Here is an 18,155-nt window from a genome sequence, read left to right as displayed (position 1 = left end):
GTCAGAACCCTCCGAGGATGCCGGACGGGAGGGGCATCCCGAGGGCCATATCGAAACCGATGTAGGCGACTGAACTGAGCGTGAAGCCCACGATCAGACTGTGGATCGGCCGGGTCGCTCCGAACGCCTTCGCGACGCACCAGAAGAGCAGGCCCGCCGCGATGATCCACCCGAGGAATTCGAGCAGGAAGGCGAAGGCGAGGAACGGGAGGACCACCCAGGCGAACGAGCGGATGTCGACGCGCACCGGTGTCGCCGCGGGCTCTTCACCCGCCGCTTCGGCCCGCGCCGCTTCGATCTCGGCCGTCAGGGCGTCGGGCGTCGCTCGGATCTCGCGGACCGCTCCGACCGCGAGCACGGCGGCGAAGGCGTAGAGGCCCCCCGCGATGATGCCGGGGAAGAACTGCGGACCCGGGAAGTCGGTGCCTTCCGGCACCCGCATCGTCAGGATGCCGACGACGAGGTACGTCGCGAATGCGGCGAGGATGAGGGGCATCGTGAGCCCCTTCAGCAGGGCGGCGGCTCCGGGGCCCGAGACCAGACGCAGGCGCTGGCCGACGACGGCGGATGCCGAGGTGGGGTTGGCGGGGAAGGTCACAGGCCCATCTCCTCGTAGAGACCGCGGATGCGCGTCTCCTCGTCTTTCAGGAACGCGTCGAGCTCGTCGCCCGTGATGATGCGTTCGTTCCAGTGGTAGCGCTCCATCGCGTCGGCCCATTCGGGGGTCGCGACGCTCTCGAGGACGAGTTCGGTCAGGGCTTCGCGCTCGCTGTCCTCGAGGCCGGACGGTGCCGAGAGGGACCGCCAGTTCGTGAGCGAGACGTCGTACCCCTGCTCGATGGCCGTGGGGATGTCGATCCCCTCGACGGGCTCGTTCGCGACGAGGGCGAGGGCGCGCAGGCGCCCGGCCTCGATCTGATCGATGTTGTCGGGGTAGCCGCCGGCGGCCGCCTTCGCGGTGCCGTTCAGGAGGGCCTGGATCGCCTCGCCGCCGCCGTCGGACGAGATGTACGTGGTGTCGACGGGGTCGATACCGGCCGAGAGCGCGAGATCGGTCACGACCAGCTGGTCGAACGATCCGCCGCCGGTCCAGGGGAGGGCCTTCGGGTCCTCCTTCCAGCCCTGCACCAGGTCGTCGAGGGTCTCGTACGGGGAGTCGGCGGGGACGACGATGACGTCGTACTCCTCGACGACCACGGCGAGAGGCGTGACGTCGTCGAGCGTCGCGGATGAGTTGAACTGGATCGTCGCGGCCAGCAGGCCCGTGCCGCCCACGAGCATGTTGTTCGGCTGACCCTCGAGGACCGAGACGTTGCCGAGGGCGATCGTGCCGCCGGCGCCCGGCATGTTGACGACCTGCACGTTGTTGACCAGGCCGTTCGCCTTCTGCGCCTGCTGCAGTTCGCGGGCGACGCCGTCCCAGCCGCCGCCGGCGGCGGCGGGGGCGACGATCGTCATCGACGCGTTGATGTCGTTGCCGGTGCTCGCCGAGGCGATCGAACCGGCTGCCGCCGTGCCGATGGCCGCGGCCGCGATCACACCGCCCACGACGCGGCCGATCACGGTCCTGCGCCGGTTCGGCGGAGGCTGCGGGCTGTCTGTCTGGGTCATCATCGCTCCCTTTCGCGCGGACGTCGTCGTCTCCGCGAGATCGAAATAGGATGACAGCGCGCGGTGCGGCGGCGGCATCCTCCGGCACTTGTTCTCTTAAACGCTCACGCATCGCGCACGGACGGGAATGGTGAACGATGGTGTCTCCGCGGCGGCCCCGCGCGCTCCGGCTCGTGCTGCTCGTCCTGCCCTCGGTCGTCACCCTCGCGGCACTGTCGGCGACGCTCGCGGTCGCGATGACCGTGCAGGAACGCACGATCCGGGACGCGACCGCCGAGCGGGTCATGGGCGTCGCCGAGAGTCTCGCCGATCTCGCCGACGTCCGGACGACGCTCGCGACGGTGACGGATGCCGGGACCCCGGCCGACCTCGCCGACGCCGCCGACCTCGCCGCGGCGACGACGGCGCTGCAACCGATCGCCGAGCTCGTGGGGGAGTCCGCGGGCGTCTACTACGTCGTCATCACCGACGACGAGGGCGTCCGGATCACGCATCCGCTGGCGTCGGAGCGCGGGGTGCAGGTCGAGACGACGAACTCCTCGGTCCTCGGGGGCGAGACCTTCCTCGGCACCGAGCGCGGCGCCTCGGGACCGTCGCTGCGCGCGAAGGTACCGGTGCGCGCGAGCGACGGGACGGTCGTGGGCATGGTCGCCGTCGGTGTGCTCGAGTCGAGCATCGCCGCCGACCGTGACGCTGCCCTCGCCGCGCTGCTGCCGTGGGGGATCGGCGCGCTCATCGTGGCCTCCCTCGCCAGCTCTGCGCTGACGGCGATGGTCGAGCGCCGCTTCCGGCGAGCGGATGCCGTCGCCGCCGAGAACGCGCAGATGCGTCGCACGACGGTGGCCCTGCGCGAACAGGCGCACGAGTTCGACACGCGGCTCCACGTGATCCACGGGCTCGTCTCGCGCGGAGACGCGGCGGAGGCCCTCGGGTACATCGAGGAGGTGACGCCGGTCCGGACGTCCGGCTCGCCTGACGGCGGCGAGCCGGTCGCGGCGGCGACGATGCATGCGGTGCGCGCGGAGCTGCTCGATCTCGGGGCGCAGGCCGAGTTCGACGTCACCCTCGATCGTGACCTGGACGACGGCGCGGTCTCGGTCGTCACGAACCTGTGTCGCAACGCCGGCGAGGCGGGGGCGCGGCGGGTGCGTTGCGTGCTCCGCGATGCAGACGGGCGCCTGTTCGGCGCCGTCGAGGACGATGGCCCCGGCATCGACCCGAACGCGGCGGCGCGGATCTTCGCTCAGGGTTTCACCACGAAGGACGACGCGTCGGGCTTCGGTCGCGGCTACGGACTCGACACGGTCCGACGGACCGTGTCGTCGCGGGGCGGCACGATCGAGGTGGGTGCCTCCGCACTCGGCGGCGCGCGATTCGCCTTCGAGATGGAGCGCGTGTGAGCGAGCGACCGATCCGGGTGCTGGTCGTCGACGACGACCAGGGTGCGCGCGCCCTTCATTGCCGGTTCGTCGATGGGGTGCCGGGGTTCACCGTCGCGGGCGCCGCCGGAACCGGGCGCGACGCGCTCGCGCAGAGCACGGCCGGAATCGACCTCGTCCTGCTCGACATGCGCCTTCCCGACATCAGCGGCATCGAGGTGCTGCACCGGTTGCGCACCTTCGGTGACGCCGGTCCCGACGTGCTCGTCATCAGCTCGTCGCAGGATCAGACCACGGTGCGCCAAGCGCTCGCCGCCCGGGTGGCCGGCTACCTCGTGAAGCCGTTCACGGAGGCCGCGCTCCGCGAACGGTTGGAGCGGTATCGCGAGGAGCGGCAGGCACGCACGGATGCCGGGCGTGAGCGCCCCCTTGCGCAGAGCGACATCGATCGGTTGCTGGCGACCGGCGGCATCCGCACCGTGTCGTCGTCGTCGAGCGGGCCGCGTGCGCTCCCGAAGGGCCTGGCGGTGCCGACGTTGGAACGGGTCCTGACGGCGCTGGACCCCGGGACGGGACGTTCGGTCGTCGAGGTCGCAGCGGCGTGCGAGATGTCGCGCGCGACCGCTCACCGCTACTTGACGCACCTCGCCGAGACGGGCGCGATCGTCGTGTCGCACCGGTACGGCAAACGCGGTCGGCCCGAGGTGCTGTACCGGCTCGCGCCGGGGTGAATCGGAACGTCAGCCGGGGAAGGACGCTGCGCGGCGCTCGGCGCAGCCCCCTTTCTCAAGCGCCGTCGTCGTCGCGTGCGGGGATCTCGAGAAGCCGCAAGAAGTCCTCGAACAGGCCCGGCATGTCGACTGCCTCGGGGTCGAGCAGCCATTGCAGCTGCAGGCCGTCCATCATCGCCGTGACGAGCTGACCGATCCGTTTCGCATCAAGGTCGGCGCGAAGGTGTCCCTCGTTCTGCAGTCGCGTGAAGGATTCGTCGTCCTGGTGGCGGATCGCGCGGTACCGGTCGCGGAACGACTCGTGAGCGGGATGCTGGGGGTCGGTGGCTTCGGCCGACAACACGACGTGGAGGGCGACGAGTCCGGGGGAGCGGGTGTTGCGGGCGACCTGATCGCGCATCGTGTCGACGAAGCTGACGCCCGCGGACTCCGCCTCTTCGCGCCGCGCTCGGTCGATGTCGTCGCGCGCGGCGATCGTGGCGGCGAGCAGCCCGACCTTCGACCCGAAGTGGTGGAGGAGGCCTGCATCCGATATCCCGACGCGACGCGCGATCTCGCGGAGTGAGGTGCCTCGATAGCCCTGCTCCCCGAACACCTCGACGGCGGTCTCGAGGATCGTGGTACGACGTTTGTCGCCTCGTACACGGCGCAGATCGGGGCGCGGGGGAAGGTCGGGCGAGGTCTCTTCGGATGCGTTGCTCATGGCCTGCTCTCTTGCGAGGTGGAGTGGCGCCAGTCTAGGCTCAACAAACTAAGCGAGCAGTTGCTAAGTTACATTTCTTTCACCTGCCGCGGCGTCAAGACTCGATGAGGAGGATCCCGTGAAGATGCGGAACAGGGCACTCGCGTTCGGTGCCATCGGTGTGGTCGGAATACTCGCCCTCGCCGGGTGCGGTCGGACGGACGACGCCGGTCAACGCGGCGGCAGCGAGGCCGCGACCGTCGACGAATCACCGGCGAAGGGTGCCATCGAGGTGTGGGCGATGGGTGAAGAGGGCGAGAACCTCGCCGACTTCGCCGAGGGATTCGTGAAGGACAACCCCGACGCGAAGGTCTCCGTGACCTCGATTCCGTGGACCGACGTCATGACCAAGTACCAGACGGCTGTCGCCGCCGGTACGGTGCCCGACGCGATCATGATCGGATCATCGCTGCTGCCGGCGATGGTCGCTGCCGGAGGTCTCGCCGAGGTGCCGGCCGACCTGGTCGATGAGGACGCCTTCAACGAGACCGCTCTCGAGTCGACCGAGGTCGAAGGCACGTCCTACGCCGTGCCGTGGTACGTCGAGACGCGCGTGATGTATTACCGAGAGGACCTGGCCGAGAAGGCCGGCGCCGAGGCGCCGAAGACGTGGGATGACCTGACGGCGTTCGCGGCCTCGATGAAGGCGAACGGGGCGGATTACGGCATCCAACTCCCCATGGGCGACGCCGAGGACTCGACCCAGGTGATTCTCCCGTTCTACGCGCAGGCCGGTGGCGAGGTGTTGAACGACGCAGGCGACGCGTACGCGTGGGATGAGGCGGCGCTGACCGACGCGCTCGAGTACTACGGGTCGTTCTTCACCGACGGGCTCGCGCCGATGTCGGGGTACGGCGACGCGCAGACCGCCGCGTTCGCCGACGGCTCGAACCCGACGTTCATCTCGGGTCCGTGGATGGTGGGCGTGCTCGGCGACCAGGAGTCGGCCGAGTGGGTCGATGAGAACGTGGGCACCGCACCGGTCCCGGCGGGCACCGACAACAACGACTCGTACCTCGGTGGAGGGCACCTCGGCGTCTTCGAGGACGCGAAGAACGCCGACGGTGCCTGGAAGCTGGTCCGCTGGCTGTCCGAGCCCGAGACCCAGCAGAAGTGGTTCGAGACGGTGAACGCCCTGCCGGCGGTGAGCTCTGCGCTCGACTCCGAGCCCTTCACGTCGGACCCGCGGCTGTCCGTCCTCAACGAGCAGCTCGAGAACACCGTCGCACCGCCGTCGGTACCCAGCTGGAACGAGATGTCGGCGTTCATCGAGACCGAGGCGGAAAAGGTCGCCAACGGCAGCAGCGCGGCGGAATCGGCATCCGCCATCGTCGCCAAAGCCGAATCCCTCGGCACGGGCTGGTAAGCGTCGTGGCGCTCGTCTCCACGAGTGCGGCTGGGCGGCGCGGAGGCTTTGCCGCCCAGCGGCGCCGAACCGCGCTGGTGGCGTGGCTGTTCGCGCTTCCGTTCCTCGTCATCTTCGCGGTCTTCATGCTGGGCCCGCTGCTGGGCTCGTTCGCGATGTCGTTCACCGATCTCGGCGTGCGGGACCTCCGTTCGCCGTTCTCGGTCAACGTGATCGGGTTCGACAACTTCGTCGCGCTGTTCCAGGACGAGCTCTTCGTGAAGTCGATCGTCAACACGTTCTACTTCGTCGGCGTCGGCATCCCGCTCACGATGGCCCTCGGCCTGCTGCTCGCCGTCGCGTTGAACTCGGGAATCGAGAAGTTCCGCAGCGTCTTCCGCGTCGGCTTCTACACGCCCGTCGTGACGTCGATCGTCGCGGTCGCCGTCGTGTGGAAGTTCATCCTGCAGGACTCGGGACTGCTGAACACGGTTCTCTCGTGGGTCGGCATCAACGGACCGGATTGGCTGAACGATTCGTTCTGGGCGATGCCCTCGATCATCCTCATGGGCGCCTGGCGCAACATGGGCACCCTCATGATCATCTTCCTCGCGGGTCTCCAGGCGATCCCGCGGGACGTCTACGAAGCGGCCGAGGTCGATGGTGCGAGCGCGTGGCGCCGGTTCACGAGCATGACCCTCCCGCTGATGCGCCCGACGCTGTTGCTCGGTGCCGTGCTGCTGTCGGTGGGGTTCCTGCAGGTGTTCGAGGAACCGTTCGTCATGACGCAGGGCGGGCCGCTCAACTCGACCCTCACCATCAGCTACTACGTCTACAACCAGTTCGGATACGGCGACTATTCGCTTGCGTCGGCGGCGGCCTATGTGTTGTTCGCATTCATCGCGGCCCTGTCGGCGGTGCAGTTCCGGCTGCTGCGATCGAAGGACAACTGACATGGCACTCACGACGGTGACCGAGCCCGAGAAGGCTGCGGTGTTGACGGATGCTGCGCCTCGCCGGCGCCGGCGCTCGCCCGGGTGGTCGCGGAGTCTCACCTACCTCGCGCTCACGATCGGGTTGATCATCACGCTGGCCCCCTTCATGTGGATGCTCCTGGGGAGCTTCAAGACCCAGGGCGAGCTGCTGCAGCGTCCCATCACGTGGTGGCCCGAGCAGGCGACGCTCGACAACTACTCCCGCTGGCTGACGCAGCTGGATTACGGGCAGTTCTTCCTGAACTCGGTGGTCGTCGCGCTCGTCGTGGTCGTCGGCAACATCGTGTTCTGCTCGATGGTGGCGTACGCGCTCGCGAAGCTGGAGTTCCCGGGTAAGAAGGTGCTGTTCGCGCTCGTGCTCCTGACCTTGATGGTGCCGGGTGTCGTCACGCTCGTGCCGATGTTCGTCCTCGTGGCGAACATGGGACTCGTCAACACGTATCCGGCGCTGATCCTGCCGTTCCTGGCGGGACCTCTCGGGGTGTTCCTCATGCGGCAGTTCATCATGGGCGTCCCCGATGCCCTCATCGAGGCGGCGCGGATCGACGGTGCGGGGGAGTGGCGCATCTTCCTGCGGGTTGTGCTGCCGCAGTGCGGGCCGCCCATCGCAACGCTCGCGATCCTCACCTTCCTCGGCTCGTGGAACAACTTCCTCTGGCCGCTCGTGATCGCTCAGACCGAGCAGATGTACACGCTGCCCGTCGCCCTGTCGCTCTACTCGGTCGGTTCGAACGGCACGTACTACGGCCTCCTGATGGCGGGCTCGGTGCTCGTGGTCACGCCGATCCTGGTGCTGTTCCTGTTCCTGCAGCGCTACTTCGTGCAGGGCATCACGATGACCGGCCTCAAGTAGGTCGCTGACGCGAAGCGAGGGGCGGGTGACACCACGACACCCGCCCCTCGCTGTTCCGTCGCGTCAGCGGATCTCGAACGAGACCGCCCGCAGCACCTCGTCGCGGGACGACGGCCCGATGAGGAGTTCGAACTCCCCGGGTTCCACGATGCGGCGGCCAGCCGCATCCACGATCGTGCAGTCCGACGCCGGCAGGTCGATCTCGACCGTGGCGCTCGCACCCGCGGCGAGGTCGACGTGCCGGTAGGTCTTCAGTTCCTTGTCGGCCCAGCTCACCGAGGTCACCGTGTCGCGGACGTACACCTGGACGATCTCGTGCGCGGGGCGCTCGCCGGTGTTGCGCAGCGTGACCCGCGCCCGGACGGTGTCGCCGGCCGAGACGACGGGCGTCAGGACCTCCGCGTCGCCGTACTCGACGGTCGTGTACGACAGGCCGTCGCCGAACGCGAACGCCGGCTGCTGCGTCAGGTCGGCGTAGCGGTCGCCGTGCTGGCCGCGGATCTGGTTGTAGTACGTCGGCTGCTGGCCGGCGTGCCGTGCGAACGAGATCGGCAGGCGTCCGGCAGGTTCGATCTCGCCGAGCAGGAGCTCCGCGATCGCGCGTCCGCCCTGCATGCCGGGGTTCGCGACCCAGACGACGGATGCCTCGCGCACCGACTCCGGCAGGATCAGCGGCTTCGACGCCATCAGCACGACGACGAGCGGCGTGCCCGTCGTGGCCAGGGCGTCGAGCAGGGCGCGTTGCCCGCCGATGAGGTCGAGCGTCGCGGTGGACCGGCCCTCGCCGACGAGCTCGATGCGGTCGCCGACGACCGCGACGACGACATCGGAGCGCTCCGCGAGCGCAACGGCCTCGGCGATCTGGGCGGCATCGGGCTCCTGCGGTGCGACGATCGGCGGCCGGGGCTGCCCGTCGGGGAAGACACCTGCAGGATCGTCGGTGAGGTCCAGGATGCCGGCGCCCCGGGCGTGCTCGACGGTGCCGCCGCTGAGCTCGCGGAGCCCGTCGAGGACCGTCGTGATCTGGGCGCGCGGGTGGCCGTCCGGCATCCAATCGACCTGCCCGGATGAGCCCGCCCAGTCGCCGAGCTGCGTCTGCGCGTCGTCGGCGAGCGGGCCGACGACGGCGATCCGGCGTGTGGTGGGTGCCAGCGGGAGAGTGCCGTCGTTGCGGAGTAGGACGAGCGAGCGTCGCGCGACCTCGAGATTGAGGTCGGCGTGGGCGCCCTGCGCGATGACCGTGGCGATGCGCTCCCGGTCGGGCAGGCGCGGGTTCTCGAACAGCCCGAAGCGGAATTTGAGCGACAGGATGCGCGAGACCGCCTGGTCGATGTCGGCCTCGGCCAGCATCCCGCGCTCGACGGCCTCGAGGGCGCCGGCGAAGAACCCGGGCGTCGTCATGACCATGTCGTTGCCGGCCTTCACGGCGGCGGCCGCGGCGCTGGCGTAGTCGGGCTGCACCTTCTGCTCCCACACCATGCGGCCGACGTTGTCCCAGTCGGTGATCAGCGTGCCGGTGTATCCCCACTCGCCCCGCAGCACGTCGCTGAGGAGCCAGTCGTTGACCGTGATCGGCACCCCGTCGGTGGTCTGGTAGCCGAGCATGAAGGTGCGGCATCCCTCCCGCGCGACGCGCTCGAACGGCGGCAGGAACCAGGAGCGGAGCTTGCGCCGCGAGATGTCGGCCTCGCTCGCATCGCGGCCGCCCTGCGTCTCGGAGTATCCGGCGAAGTGCTTCGCGGTCGCGAGGATCGCGTCGGGGTCGTCGAGGCCGTCGCCCTGGTAGCCGCGCACCATCGCCGAGGCGAGCTCGCCGATGAGGAACGGGTCCTCACCGAACGTCTCGCCGATGCGCCCCCAGCGGAGGTCGCGCGCGATGCAGAGGACGGGGGAGAACGTCCAGTGGATGCCGGTGGCCGCCACTTCGGCGGCCGTCGCCTTCGCGACGCCCTCGATGAGGTCCGCATCCCACGACGCGGCCATCCCGAGCTGCGTCGGGAAGATCGTCGCGCCCTCCCAGAACGAATGGCCGTGGATGCAGTCCTCGGCGACGAGCAGCGGGATTTGCAGGCGCGTCTGCGAGGTCAGCTCCGCGGCGCGGAGCACCTTCTCGGGGGACGTGTGCAGGATCGAGCCGGCGTGACGCGCGAGCACGATGTGCTCGAGCTCCTCGCGGGCGTCGAACTGCATCATCTGCCCGACCTTCTCGGGCAGCGTCATGCGCTCGAGAAGGTCGGCGACGCGCTCCTCGACCGGCAGGGAGGCATCCAGGTACGCGGCGGAAGCAGTGTCGACGGTCGTCATTCGCGGGCCTCCCGGCGGCTTGTGGGGACCTCGACGGCGCGGACGGCGGTGACGGCGTCGTTGACGTTCAGGCCCTTCTTCTTCATCGCGCGGGCCCGCTCGCCGGCCGAGCGCAGGCGCGGGTTCACGTACTCGTCGATGCCGAAGTTGATGAGCGACAGCGCCACGCCGATGGCGGCGATGCAGAGGCCCGGGGGCAGATACCACCACCACTGGTTCTGGCGGAACGCGCCCTGCGCGCTCGCCCAGTTGAGGATGGTGCCCCAGTTGTAGGTGTTCACCGGGATGACGCCGATGTACGACAGGGTTGTGAGGCCGAGGATCGCGGCCGTCACGGTGCCGACGAAGCTCGCGGCGATGAGCGCCATGAGGTTCGGCAGCATCTCGACGGTGATGATGCGCCGCAGCGGCTCGCCGTTGGCGCGCGCGGCCTGGACGAAGTCGCGGTTGCGGAGCGACATCGTCTGCGCGCGCAGGACGCGCGCGCCCCAGGCCCAGCCGGTGATGCCGAGGACGGCGGCGATGAGGACGAGCGGCGGCTCCTCGAACATCGACGCGACGATGATGATGAGCGGCAGCCCCGGGATGACGAGGAAGACGTTCGTCAGCGCCGAGAGGCCCTCGCTCTTCCACCCCCGGACGTACCCCGAGACGACGCCCACGACGATCGCGATGACCGTCGCGAGGATGGCGGCGAGGAAGCCGACGACGATGACTCCGCGGGTGCCGTGGATGACCTGGCTGAGGACGTCCTCGCCGATGTGGGTGGTCCCGAGCCAGTGCTCGGGGGAGGGCGGCTGGAAGCGCGCGGTGTTGTCGACCTGCGTGGGCGAGAACGGTGCGAGCACGTCCGCGAAGATCGCGACGAGGACGAAGAAGCCGAGGATCACGAGTCCCGTGATGGACTTGGCGTTGCGGAACATCGCGAACGCCGATCCGAGGCGGGCCCAGAACGTGTTAGGCGTTGGGTCCTCGGTGCGGGCCATGCGGATGGTGGCGGTGGTGGTCATGGTCAGGCCTCCGTCTGGCGGGTGCGCGGGTCGAGGAACGCGTAGGCCATGTCGGCGAGGATGTTCGCCACCAGCACCGACAGCGTGATGACCAGGAAGACGCCCTGCATGAGTGCGTAGTCCTTGCCGTTGGTGGCATCCAGCAGCAGCTTCCCGACGCCGGGGTAGCTGAAGACCATCTCCATGACGATCGTTCCGCCGACGATGAAGCCGATCGACAGGGCGAAGCTCTGGATCTGGGGGAGGACCGCGTTGCGGGCGGCGTAGCGCCACAGCACGCGGGAGTTCGGCATGCCCTTGGCCTGCGCGACCGTGATGTAGTCCTCGTCGAGGACGGTGAGCATCATGTTGCGCATGCCGAGCATCCAGCCACCGAGGGAGGCGATGATGATGGTCACCGCGGGAAGTGTCCCGTGGTGGATCACCTGCCCGATGAACTCCGGAGTGAACTCGGGCGAGTAGCCGACGCCGTACGCCTTGCCGATCGGGAACCACTTGAGGTTGACCGAGAAGAGGGCGATGGCGAGCAGCCCCAGCCAGAAGTACGGGATGGTGCTGAGGAAGGTCGTGATCGGGATCATGATCTCGGAGCGGCTGCCGCGGCGCCACCCGATGACGGCGCCGCCGATCGTGCCGATGAGGAACGAGATGATCGTGGCGAAGCCGACGAGTCCCACCGTCCACGGCAGGGCCTGGCTGATGACCTCGCCGACGGGACGGAGACCGTGCAGGAGCGAGACGCCGAGGTCGCCGCGGAGCATGAGGCCCCAGTAGTCGATGTACTGCTGCCACATCGACTTGTCGGTGTCGATGCCGAGCAGGGCGCGGAGCGCGTCGGCCGCCTCGGGCGTCACGTTGCGGTTGCGGGCCAGGTACTGGTCGACCGCGTCGCCCTTCATGAGGCGGGGCAGGAAGAAGTTGATCGTGATCGCGGCCCACAACGTGAAGAGGTAGAACAGGGCGCGACTGCCGAGGAAGCGCCACGGGATGCGGGAGCGTCCCTTGACGGTCGTGGTCGCGGTCGTGCCGACCTCGAGCGCGTCGGGCGTCTCGACGGGGAGCTGGGGTTCGACGGCGGTCATCGGGTACCTCCGGAGAGTCCCGGAGCCGACGCGAAGTGGCTCTCGGGGTCGGGGGACGCAGCGCGGAGCTCCTGCGTGTACGGGTTCTGGGGACGCAGGATCACGTCGTCGGCGGTGCCGCTCTCGACGACCTTGCCCTGGTTGAGCACGAGGATCTCGTCGCTGAAGTGGCGCGCGGTCGCGAGGTCGTGGGTGATGTAGAGCACCCCGAGTCCCTCCTCGCGCTGCAGGTCGGCGAGGAGGTTGAGGACGCCCATGCGGATCGACACGTCGAGCATCGACACCGGTTCGTCGGCCACGAGCAGGCGAGGGCGGGATGCCAGGGCCCGGGCGATCGCGACGCGTTGCCGCTGCCCGCCCGAGAGCTCGTGAGGACGTCGATCGATGACGGAGTCGGGCTCGAGGCGTACACGGTCGAGGAGGCGGCGCACCTCGTCTTCGACCTCCCTCTTCGGGACGACGTCGTCCAGGCGCAGGGGTCGCTCGATGTGGTGGCGGATCGAGTGGTAAGGGTTCAGGGACGCGAACGGGTCCTGGAACACCATCCGCAGCTGCTGCCGGTAGTCGCGCAGACCCTTGCCGCGGCGGGGGATGGGCTTCCCGTCGAGGCGGATCTCGCCGCTCGTGGGCGTCTCGAGCTGGGTGAGGATCTTGGCGATCGTGGACTTGCCGCTGCCGGACTGGCCGACGAGGCCGATCGTCTGGCCGGACGAGAGGGTGAACGAGACGTCGTCGAGGGCCTTCATCTGGCCGGCTCCACGGACGTGGTACACCTTCGTGACGCTGTCGAACTCGAGTGTGGTCATCGGACGACGACCCCCCTTTCACCGGTCAGTCGCGGGAACGAGGACAACAGCGTGCGCGTGTACTCGTGCTGCGGGGCGGTCCAGATGCGCTCGGCGGTGTCGATCTCGACGATCTCGCCCTTGCGCATGATGGCGATGCGGTCGCTGATCTCCAGCAGCAGCGGCAGGTCGTGGGTGATGAAGATGACGGAGAAGCCGAACTCGTGTCGCAACTGCGAGATCTGCTTGAGGATCTCGCGCTGGACGAGGACGTCGAGCGCCGTGGTGGGCTCGTCCATGATCATCAGCTGCGGTCGCAGGGCGAGCGCCATGGCGATCATGACGCGCTGGCGCATGCCGCCGGAGAGTTCGTGCGGGTACGAACGGCTGCGGGCGGCGCCGACCTTGACGATCTCGAGCAGTTCGTTGACCGCGTCGCGTCGTGCGGCCCGGTTCATGTCGGGGCGGTGCACCTCGAAGACGTCGGCGAGCTGCGAGCCGATCGTGGCGACGGGGTTGAGGGCGTTCATCGCGCCCTGGAAGACCATCGAGATCTTGTCCCAGCGGAAGCGGCGCATCTCTTCCGGATCGAGTGAGTTGACGTCGATGTCTTCGCCGGAGACGTCGCGGAAGGTGACGGATCCGCTCGAGATGACGGCGGGCGCCTTGAGCAGGCGCTGCACACCGTAGGCGAGGGTGGTCTTTCCGCAGCCGCTCTCGCCGGCGAGGCCGAGGATCTCGCCGCGGCGCAGTTCGAGGCTGACGTGGGTGACGGCTTCGACCGGCGGGTCGACGTCGTAGACGACGGAGAAGTCGTCGACGGACAGTAACGAATCGCGCATCAGTGCGTGCTCGCTTTCGTGGAGGTGAGCAGGGGTGGGGGGGGACGGATGCCGCGGGCCATGCGGCATCCGTCCCACCGTCGGTCGGATTACTCTTTGGGCTTCAGCTTCGTCAGGATCTGAACGACGCCGACCTGGGTCGGGTCACCCGCGGCGTACTGGTCGTCCTCGGACGGCCAGCCGACGTAGTTGCGCGTGTTGAACTCGCCGAGCAGCGGGTGCGCACCCAGCGGGATGGCGGGGACGTTCTCGACGAACGCCTTCTGCAGGACCGCGCCGGCCTCGGTCCGCTCGTCGTCGGATGCCGCATTGGCGTACGTGTTCAGCGCCTCGGTGACCTTCGGGTCGTCGAAACGGCCGAAGTTGAAGGATGCCTTGCCGTCGACCACCCACTTCGGGTCCATCGTCGACGTGTACAGGCCGTACGCGTTGCCGGTGTCCTCGAGCCAGTGGATGATCGCGTCGAAGTTGCCTTCCTGCTTGCCCGCGTCCCAGCCGCCGAAGTCGGGCTGGTCGACGTTCACCTTGATGCCCAGGGCCTTGTCGAGCTCTTCGGAGATGAGCTGCTGCTCGGTGTTCCAGTCGCTCCAGCCGGCGGGGACCGACACCGAGAACTCGACGGCCTCACCGTCGGGGTCGGTCAGCTTTCCGCTGTTCCAGGTGTAACCGGCGTCGGTGAGGATCTCCTTGGCCTTGTCGACGTCGACGGAGTAGTTGTCGTCCTTGTACTCGTCGATGATCTCGTTCTCAAGCACGGAGCTGAGACCGGTCTTGTTCCAGATCGCCTCACTCGCGCCTTCGCGGGCGATGTCGACGTAGGCCTCGCGGTCGATCGTCCACGCGAGCGCTTCGCGCAGTGCGGGGTCGTTGAAGGGCTTCTTCTGCAGGTTCATGAACAGCGTGCCCGCGCCCGGGGTGGGCGAGACCAGGAACACGTTGTCGGGATCGGCGTCGAGGTAGCTCTGCTGAACCTGCGGGATGAAGGCCTGGGCCCAGTCCGCATCGCCTGTCGCGAGGGCCGTCGTGAGCGCGGCGTTGTCGCCGTAGGAGACGTAGTTCAGCTGCGGGACGGCGAGGTCGCCACCCCAGTAGTCGGGGTTCGCCTTGAGGGAGACGGACTCGGTCGACCAGTTCGACATGACGTACGGGCCGGTGCCGACGAGCTTGCCCTCGTCGGTGAGGGGGTCGGTGTTCGGGTCCTCGATGTCCTTCCAGATGTGCTCCGGGACGATCGGGGTGTGCAGGACGCGGCCCTGCGAGGTGAACTTCGAGCTCGAGAAGGTCAGGACGACCGTGTCGCCGTCGGCGGTGACGTCGGTGACGCCGAGGGCGCCGGTGTCGGTCAGCTTGCCGGTGAGGTACTGGTTGAAGGTGAAGACGACGTCGTCGGCGGTGAAGTCCTCACCGTCGCTCCACTTCACGCCGCTGCGAGGCGTGACGGTGAGCTGCGTGTAGTCGTCGTTCCATTCCACCTTCTCGGCGAGCCACGGGGTGGTGCCGAGGTCGCCCGTCGGGTTGACGAGCGCGAGGGGCTCGAAGATCACCTTCGAGTAGCCGTAGCGCGAGCCGGCCGAGTCGCCCAGGTACGGGTTGTGGGATTCGGTGGTGATCGCGCCGTCGGGCTTCGCGATCGTCAGGGCGGCCCCGGAGCCCTGGCTCCCGGAGTCGTTGTTTCCTCCGCCGGCGGCGCAGCCGGTGAGGATGAGTGCCGCGGTGAGACCGGCGGCGGCGAGGGAGGTCTTCAGCCTCATTGCTTCTCCTTCATCTGTGGTCCCGGCGCCGCGAAAAGACCTCCGAAGGAGTGCCACTCGGCGCTGAGTGTGATTGCATGGAAAACTTACAATCAAGTAAGTAAGTTCACAACCCTCCGATGATGCGGGCCGCGCGACCTGCGTAAGATCTGATCCGCATCCGGGGAAGAAGGCAGATCATGGTCGATAGTCGACACCAGACGAAGTCGCGCCCGGCGACTCTCGTCCGACGCCGGGAAATCCTCGACGCGGCGCAGGAGATCTTCGGCTCGAAGGGCTTCGCGAACGGCACCCTGCAGGACATCGCCGAGCAGGTCGGGATGACGCATGCCGGCATCCTCCATCACTTCGGGTCGAAGGATCAGCTGCTGCTGGACGTCCTCGAGCATCGTGATCAGACGGACGTCGTCGATCTGGACGGGGGGCGCATCCCGGGCGGGATGGAGCTGTTCCGCCACCTGGTGCGCACCGCGATCATGAACATGCAGCGGGCCGGGATCGTGCAGGCCTACGCCGTTCTGTCGGCGGAGTCGGTCACCGACGACCACCCCGGGCGGGCGTACTTCGAGCACCGGTACACCGTGCTCCGGAAGGACCTGCGCGAGGCTTTCGAGCGCGTCTGTCAGGAGCGCGGGATCACCGACCCCGGGTCGATCGCGCACGGCTCGGCGGCGATCCTCGCCGTGATGGACGGGCTGCAGGTGCAGTGGCTCCTCGATCCGACGGCCGTCGACCTCGGGAGGGCGTCGGAGTTCGCGATCGAGGCGATCGTGGCCGCCGTCATCGAGCCGCGTCCGTCGGTCCTGGCGGAACCCGCCTGAATTCTTCTGCATCGATGTCGATTCCCGTCGCGCCCGTTCGGCGCGATAGTGGGAGGGACGGGAAACGTCCCCCGGAACTCAGGAGATGACCATGAAGCACATGCTGATCATGCGGAGCACCCCGGCCTCGGCCGAGGCCTTCGTTGAGACCGATGTCGAGGCGGTGATCAACGCCATGGGCGCGTACAACGAGTCGATGATCACCGCCGGTGTGCTGGTGGGTGGCGACGGTCTCGCGCCCGAGCCCGGGTACGTCGTGGATTTCGACGGCGAGACGCCGGTGGTCAGCGACGGACCCTACGGCGAGGTTCACGAGCTGTTTAACGGGTTCTGGATCGTCCAGACGGCGACCGCCGAAGAGGCGCTCGAGTGGGCGAAGCGCGCACCGCTGACGCCGGGCAGCAAGCTGGAGGTGCGGCGGGTGACCGACGAGACCGACTTCGCGGACTTCGCCGACAACGAGTACATCGAAAAGGAGAAGGGCTGGCGCGCAGAGTAGAGCGCGTGAGCTGGTCACCGGTCCGCGCATGGGATCCGGGTGCGGCGGAGCGGCTCAGAAAGGGGCCGGGTCGCCGGGGTGTGTGGTGGCAGGGGTGAAGGCGACGGCCGGGGTGGGTGCGTCTTCTCTGTAGGTCCTGCCGAGGGGTGAGGTCCATTCGAGGACGCCACCCGACAGTTGTCGGACCCGCCATGCGGTGAACTGCTTCATCGAATGGTGCCTCTGACAGAGGTGGGCGAGGTTGGACAGTTCTGTCTTGCCGCCGAGGGCGTGGTCGTGCGTATGGTCGACCTCGCACCGGATCGCGGCGACCCGGCATCCCGGAAACCGGCAGTGCTGGTCGCGGGCTTGCAAGAACCGTCGCATCCCGGATGGGACACGGTACGAGTCGGTCGACACGGTGACTCCGGTGGTGGGGTCGTGGAACAGGCGCTCCCAGACCCCGGTGTCGCCGGCGAGGATCCGGGCGGTGGCCGGGTCGATGGGGGAGCGGCCGGTCAGGTCGCACGGTCCGTCGTCGGCGCCGGTGAGTGTCGCCGCGGGAACCAGCACCTGAACCCGCGCACGGATCGCGCCGAGCGGCCCGGCGGTGGTGTCGCGCGTGTCATCCAACGCCGGGGTTCCCGCTAGGAGCAGGTCGGCGAACACATCAGCCCGCACTTGATCGGTCGATCGCGCATCGGTCGCGACGGCGTCGGCGTTCTCGCCCGTGCTGCGTTCGGCCCGGGTGTCGATGATCGCCCGAGCCTGCTGGGTGAGCCGGTCCTGGATTCCCTCGGCGATCACTGTTGGGAGGGTCGCGATCAGGTCCGACATCCCGTCCCGCCCGGGCATCAACCGCACGCACCGCCCCGCGGCAGCTTCCTCGTGTCGTTCCGCGAAGGTCCGCGGGTGCATCCGGTGCGCGAGGATCTCGAGCTCGCCTCGAACCCGGTTCGGCGTCTCACCTTTGCAGCGTTCGATCGCGACCTTCTCGAACTCCGCCCACAACTCAGCCGGCAGGTTCACCCCAGCGTCGACGATCGCCCTCACGTGCCTCTGCACGATCCGCCCCGCCTCCCACGCAGCGACCGCCGCGGGGAATCCTTCGATCGTCAGCCGCGCTTCGCCGATCCGACGCTGCACCGTCCGATCGGTCGTGCGCATCGCCCCGGCGACCTCGGCCGAAATGGACCGGAGCACCATGTCGTGCAGGGTGACTTTCGCGTTCGGGGGCGCGCCCTGCGCCTCCGCCAGTCGGCCCGCGGCAGCGAGCACGCGCAACTCGCGGATCTGCGCCCGAGCGAGCTCAAGGGCAACGTCCTCGACGTCCGCAACAATCCCCGCGATGGCCGCGAGATACGCCTCGCCACCGGGGGTTTCCATCGCTTCCGTCATACCTGCACTATCGCACCAGCCTCCGACA

17 protein-coding genes are annotated in these 18,155 nt (G+C 68.4%); 7 read left to right on the top strand and 10 right to left on the bottom strand.

Annotated features, from left to right (window positions below; genetic code table 11):
- Position 1 precedes the first annotated feature (1 nt).
- Positions 2–598, bottom strand: a complete 597-nt coding sequence (locus BLR68_RS09435; RefSeq protein WP_018187068.1) for a tripartite tricarboxylate transporter TctB family protein — start codon at positions 596–598, stop codon at positions 2–4.
- Positions 595–1,689, bottom strand: a complete 1,095-nt coding sequence (locus BLR68_RS09430; RefSeq protein ID WP_018187069.1) for a tripartite tricarboxylate transporter substrate binding protein — start codon at positions 1,687–1,689, stop codon at positions 595–597. The genes BLR68_RS09435 and BLR68_RS09430 overlap by 4 nt, the downstream gene beginning before the upstream one ends.
- A 59-nt stretch (positions 1,690–1,748) precedes the next feature.
- On the opposite strand from BLR68_RS09430, the gene BLR68_RS09425 reads away from it, so the two are divergent.
- Together BLR68_RS09425 and BLR68_RS09420 are read left to right on the top strand one after the other, a co-directional pair.
- Entirely contained in the window at positions 1,749–3,011 is a 1,263-nt protein-coding gene (locus tag BLR68_RS09425; RefSeq protein ID WP_256335361.1) for a sensor histidine kinase, read from the top strand.
- Positions 3,008–3,721 carry a response regulator gene (locus tag BLR68_RS09420; protein ID WP_018187071.1) on the top strand — a complete coding sequence of 238 codons (714 nt, stop codon included), beginning with the start codon at positions 3,008–3,010 and terminating at the stop codon, positions 3,719–3,721. Before BLR68_RS09425 ends, BLR68_RS09420 begins: the two co-directional genes overlap by 4 nt.
- 55 nt (positions 3,722–3,776) lie before the next feature.
- Here the strand turns inward: BLR68_RS09420 and BLR68_RS09415 are convergent, their stop codons facing one another.
- The gene (locus tag BLR68_RS09415) at positions 3,777–4,424 is read right to left on the bottom strand and encodes a TetR/AcrR family transcriptional regulator (RefSeq protein WP_018187072.1); all 648 of its coding nucleotides are present in this window, start codon (positions 4,422–4,424) and stop codon (positions 3,777–3,779) included.
- A gap of 124 nt (positions 4,425–4,548) precedes the next feature.
- On the opposite strand from BLR68_RS09415, the gene BLR68_RS09410 reads away from it, so the two are divergent.
- Genes BLR68_RS09410 through BLR68_RS09400 form a run of 3 tightly spaced genes read left to right on the top strand, consistent with a single transcriptional unit; the run spans position 4,549 to position 7,656 of the window.
- The gene (locus BLR68_RS09410; RefSeq protein ID WP_026302883.1) at positions 4,549–5,829 is read left to right on the top strand and encodes an extracellular solute-binding protein; all 1,281 of its coding nucleotides are present in this window, start codon (positions 4,549–4,551) and stop codon (positions 5,827–5,829) included.
- A gap of 5 nt (positions 5,830–5,834) precedes the next feature.
- Positions 5,835–6,761: a carbohydrate ABC transporter permease gene (locus BLR68_RS09405; protein ID WP_026302884.1), complete on the top strand. Its 927-nt coding sequence runs from the start codon at positions 5,835–5,837 to the stop codon at positions 6,759–6,761.
- Position 6,762: 1 nt separating this feature from the next.
- Entirely contained in the window at positions 6,763–7,656 is an 894-nt protein-coding gene (locus tag BLR68_RS09400; protein WP_018187075.1) for a carbohydrate ABC transporter permease, read from the top strand.
- A gap of 63 nt (positions 7,657–7,719) precedes the next feature.
- Here BLR68_RS09400 and BLR68_RS09395 read toward each other — a convergent pair whose 3' ends face one another.
- The 6 genes from BLR68_RS09395 to BLR68_RS09370 all read right to left on the bottom strand — a co-directional run bounded on the left by BLR68_RS09395 (position 7,720) and on the right by BLR68_RS09370 (position 15,430).
- The gene (locus BLR68_RS09395) at positions 7,720–9,960 is read right to left on the bottom strand and encodes an exo-beta-d-1,3/1,6-glucosidase (protein ID WP_018187076.1); all 2,241 of its coding nucleotides are present in this window, start codon (positions 9,958–9,960) and stop codon (positions 7,720–7,722) included.
- Entirely contained in the window at positions 9,957–10,970 is a 1,014-nt protein-coding gene (locus BLR68_RS09390; RefSeq protein ID WP_018187077.1) for an ABC transporter permease, read from the bottom strand. Before BLR68_RS09390 ends, BLR68_RS09395 begins: the two co-directional genes overlap by 4 nt.
- 2 nt (positions 10,971–10,972) lie before the next feature.
- Positions 10,973–12,052, bottom strand: a complete 1,080-nt coding sequence (locus BLR68_RS09385; RefSeq protein WP_018187078.1) for an ABC transporter permease — start codon at positions 12,050–12,052, stop codon at positions 10,973–10,975.
- Entirely contained in the window at positions 12,049–12,858 is an 810-nt protein-coding gene (locus BLR68_RS09380; protein ID WP_018187079.1) for an ABC transporter ATP-binding protein, read from the bottom strand. Before BLR68_RS09380 ends, BLR68_RS09385 begins: the two co-directional genes overlap by 4 nt.
- Positions 12,855–13,679 (bottom strand): ABC transporter ATP-binding protein, encoded by an 825-nt coding sequence (locus BLR68_RS09375; RefSeq protein WP_018187080.1) that lies wholly within the window; start codon positions 13,677–13,679, stop codon positions 12,855–12,857. Before BLR68_RS09375 ends, BLR68_RS09380 begins: the two co-directional genes overlap by 4 nt.
- A gap of 89 nt (positions 13,680–13,768) precedes the next feature.
- Complete coding sequence (locus tag BLR68_RS09370; RefSeq protein WP_018187081.1) at positions 13,769–15,430, bottom strand: ABC transporter substrate-binding protein; 1,662 nt, start codon at positions 15,428–15,430, stop codon at positions 13,769–13,771.
- 179 nt (positions 15,431–15,609) lie between these two features.
- Between BLR68_RS09370 and BLR68_RS09365 the strand changes: the two genes are divergently transcribed.
- Complete coding sequence (locus tag BLR68_RS09365; RefSeq protein ID WP_018187082.1) at positions 15,610–16,251, top strand: TetR/AcrR family transcriptional regulator; 642 nt, start codon at positions 15,610–15,612, stop codon at positions 16,249–16,251.
- 91 nt (positions 16,252–16,342) lie between these two features.
- Positions 16,343–16,750 carry a YciI family protein gene (locus BLR68_RS09360; protein ID WP_018187083.1) on the top strand — a complete coding sequence of 136 codons (408 nt, stop codon included), beginning with the start codon at positions 16,343–16,345 and terminating at the stop codon, positions 16,748–16,750.
- A 54-nt stretch (positions 16,751–16,804) separates the two neighbouring features.
- Here BLR68_RS09360 and BLR68_RS09355 read toward each other — a convergent pair whose 3' ends face one another.
- Positions 16,805–18,127 (bottom strand): HNH endonuclease signature motif containing protein, encoded by a 1,323-nt coding sequence (locus BLR68_RS09355; RefSeq protein WP_018187084.1) that lies wholly within the window; start codon positions 18,125–18,127, stop codon positions 16,805–16,807.
- Positions 18,128–18,155: the final 28 nt, after the last annotated feature.

It is taken from the genome of Microbacterium sp. 77mftsu3.1, from assembly GCF_900100525.1.
In the GTDB taxonomy this organism is placed as follows: domain Bacteria; phylum Actinomycetota; class Actinomycetes; order Actinomycetales; family Microbacteriaceae; genus Microbacterium; species Microbacterium aquilitoris.
This window is presented reverse-complemented; position numbering and strand designations above follow the sequence as displayed.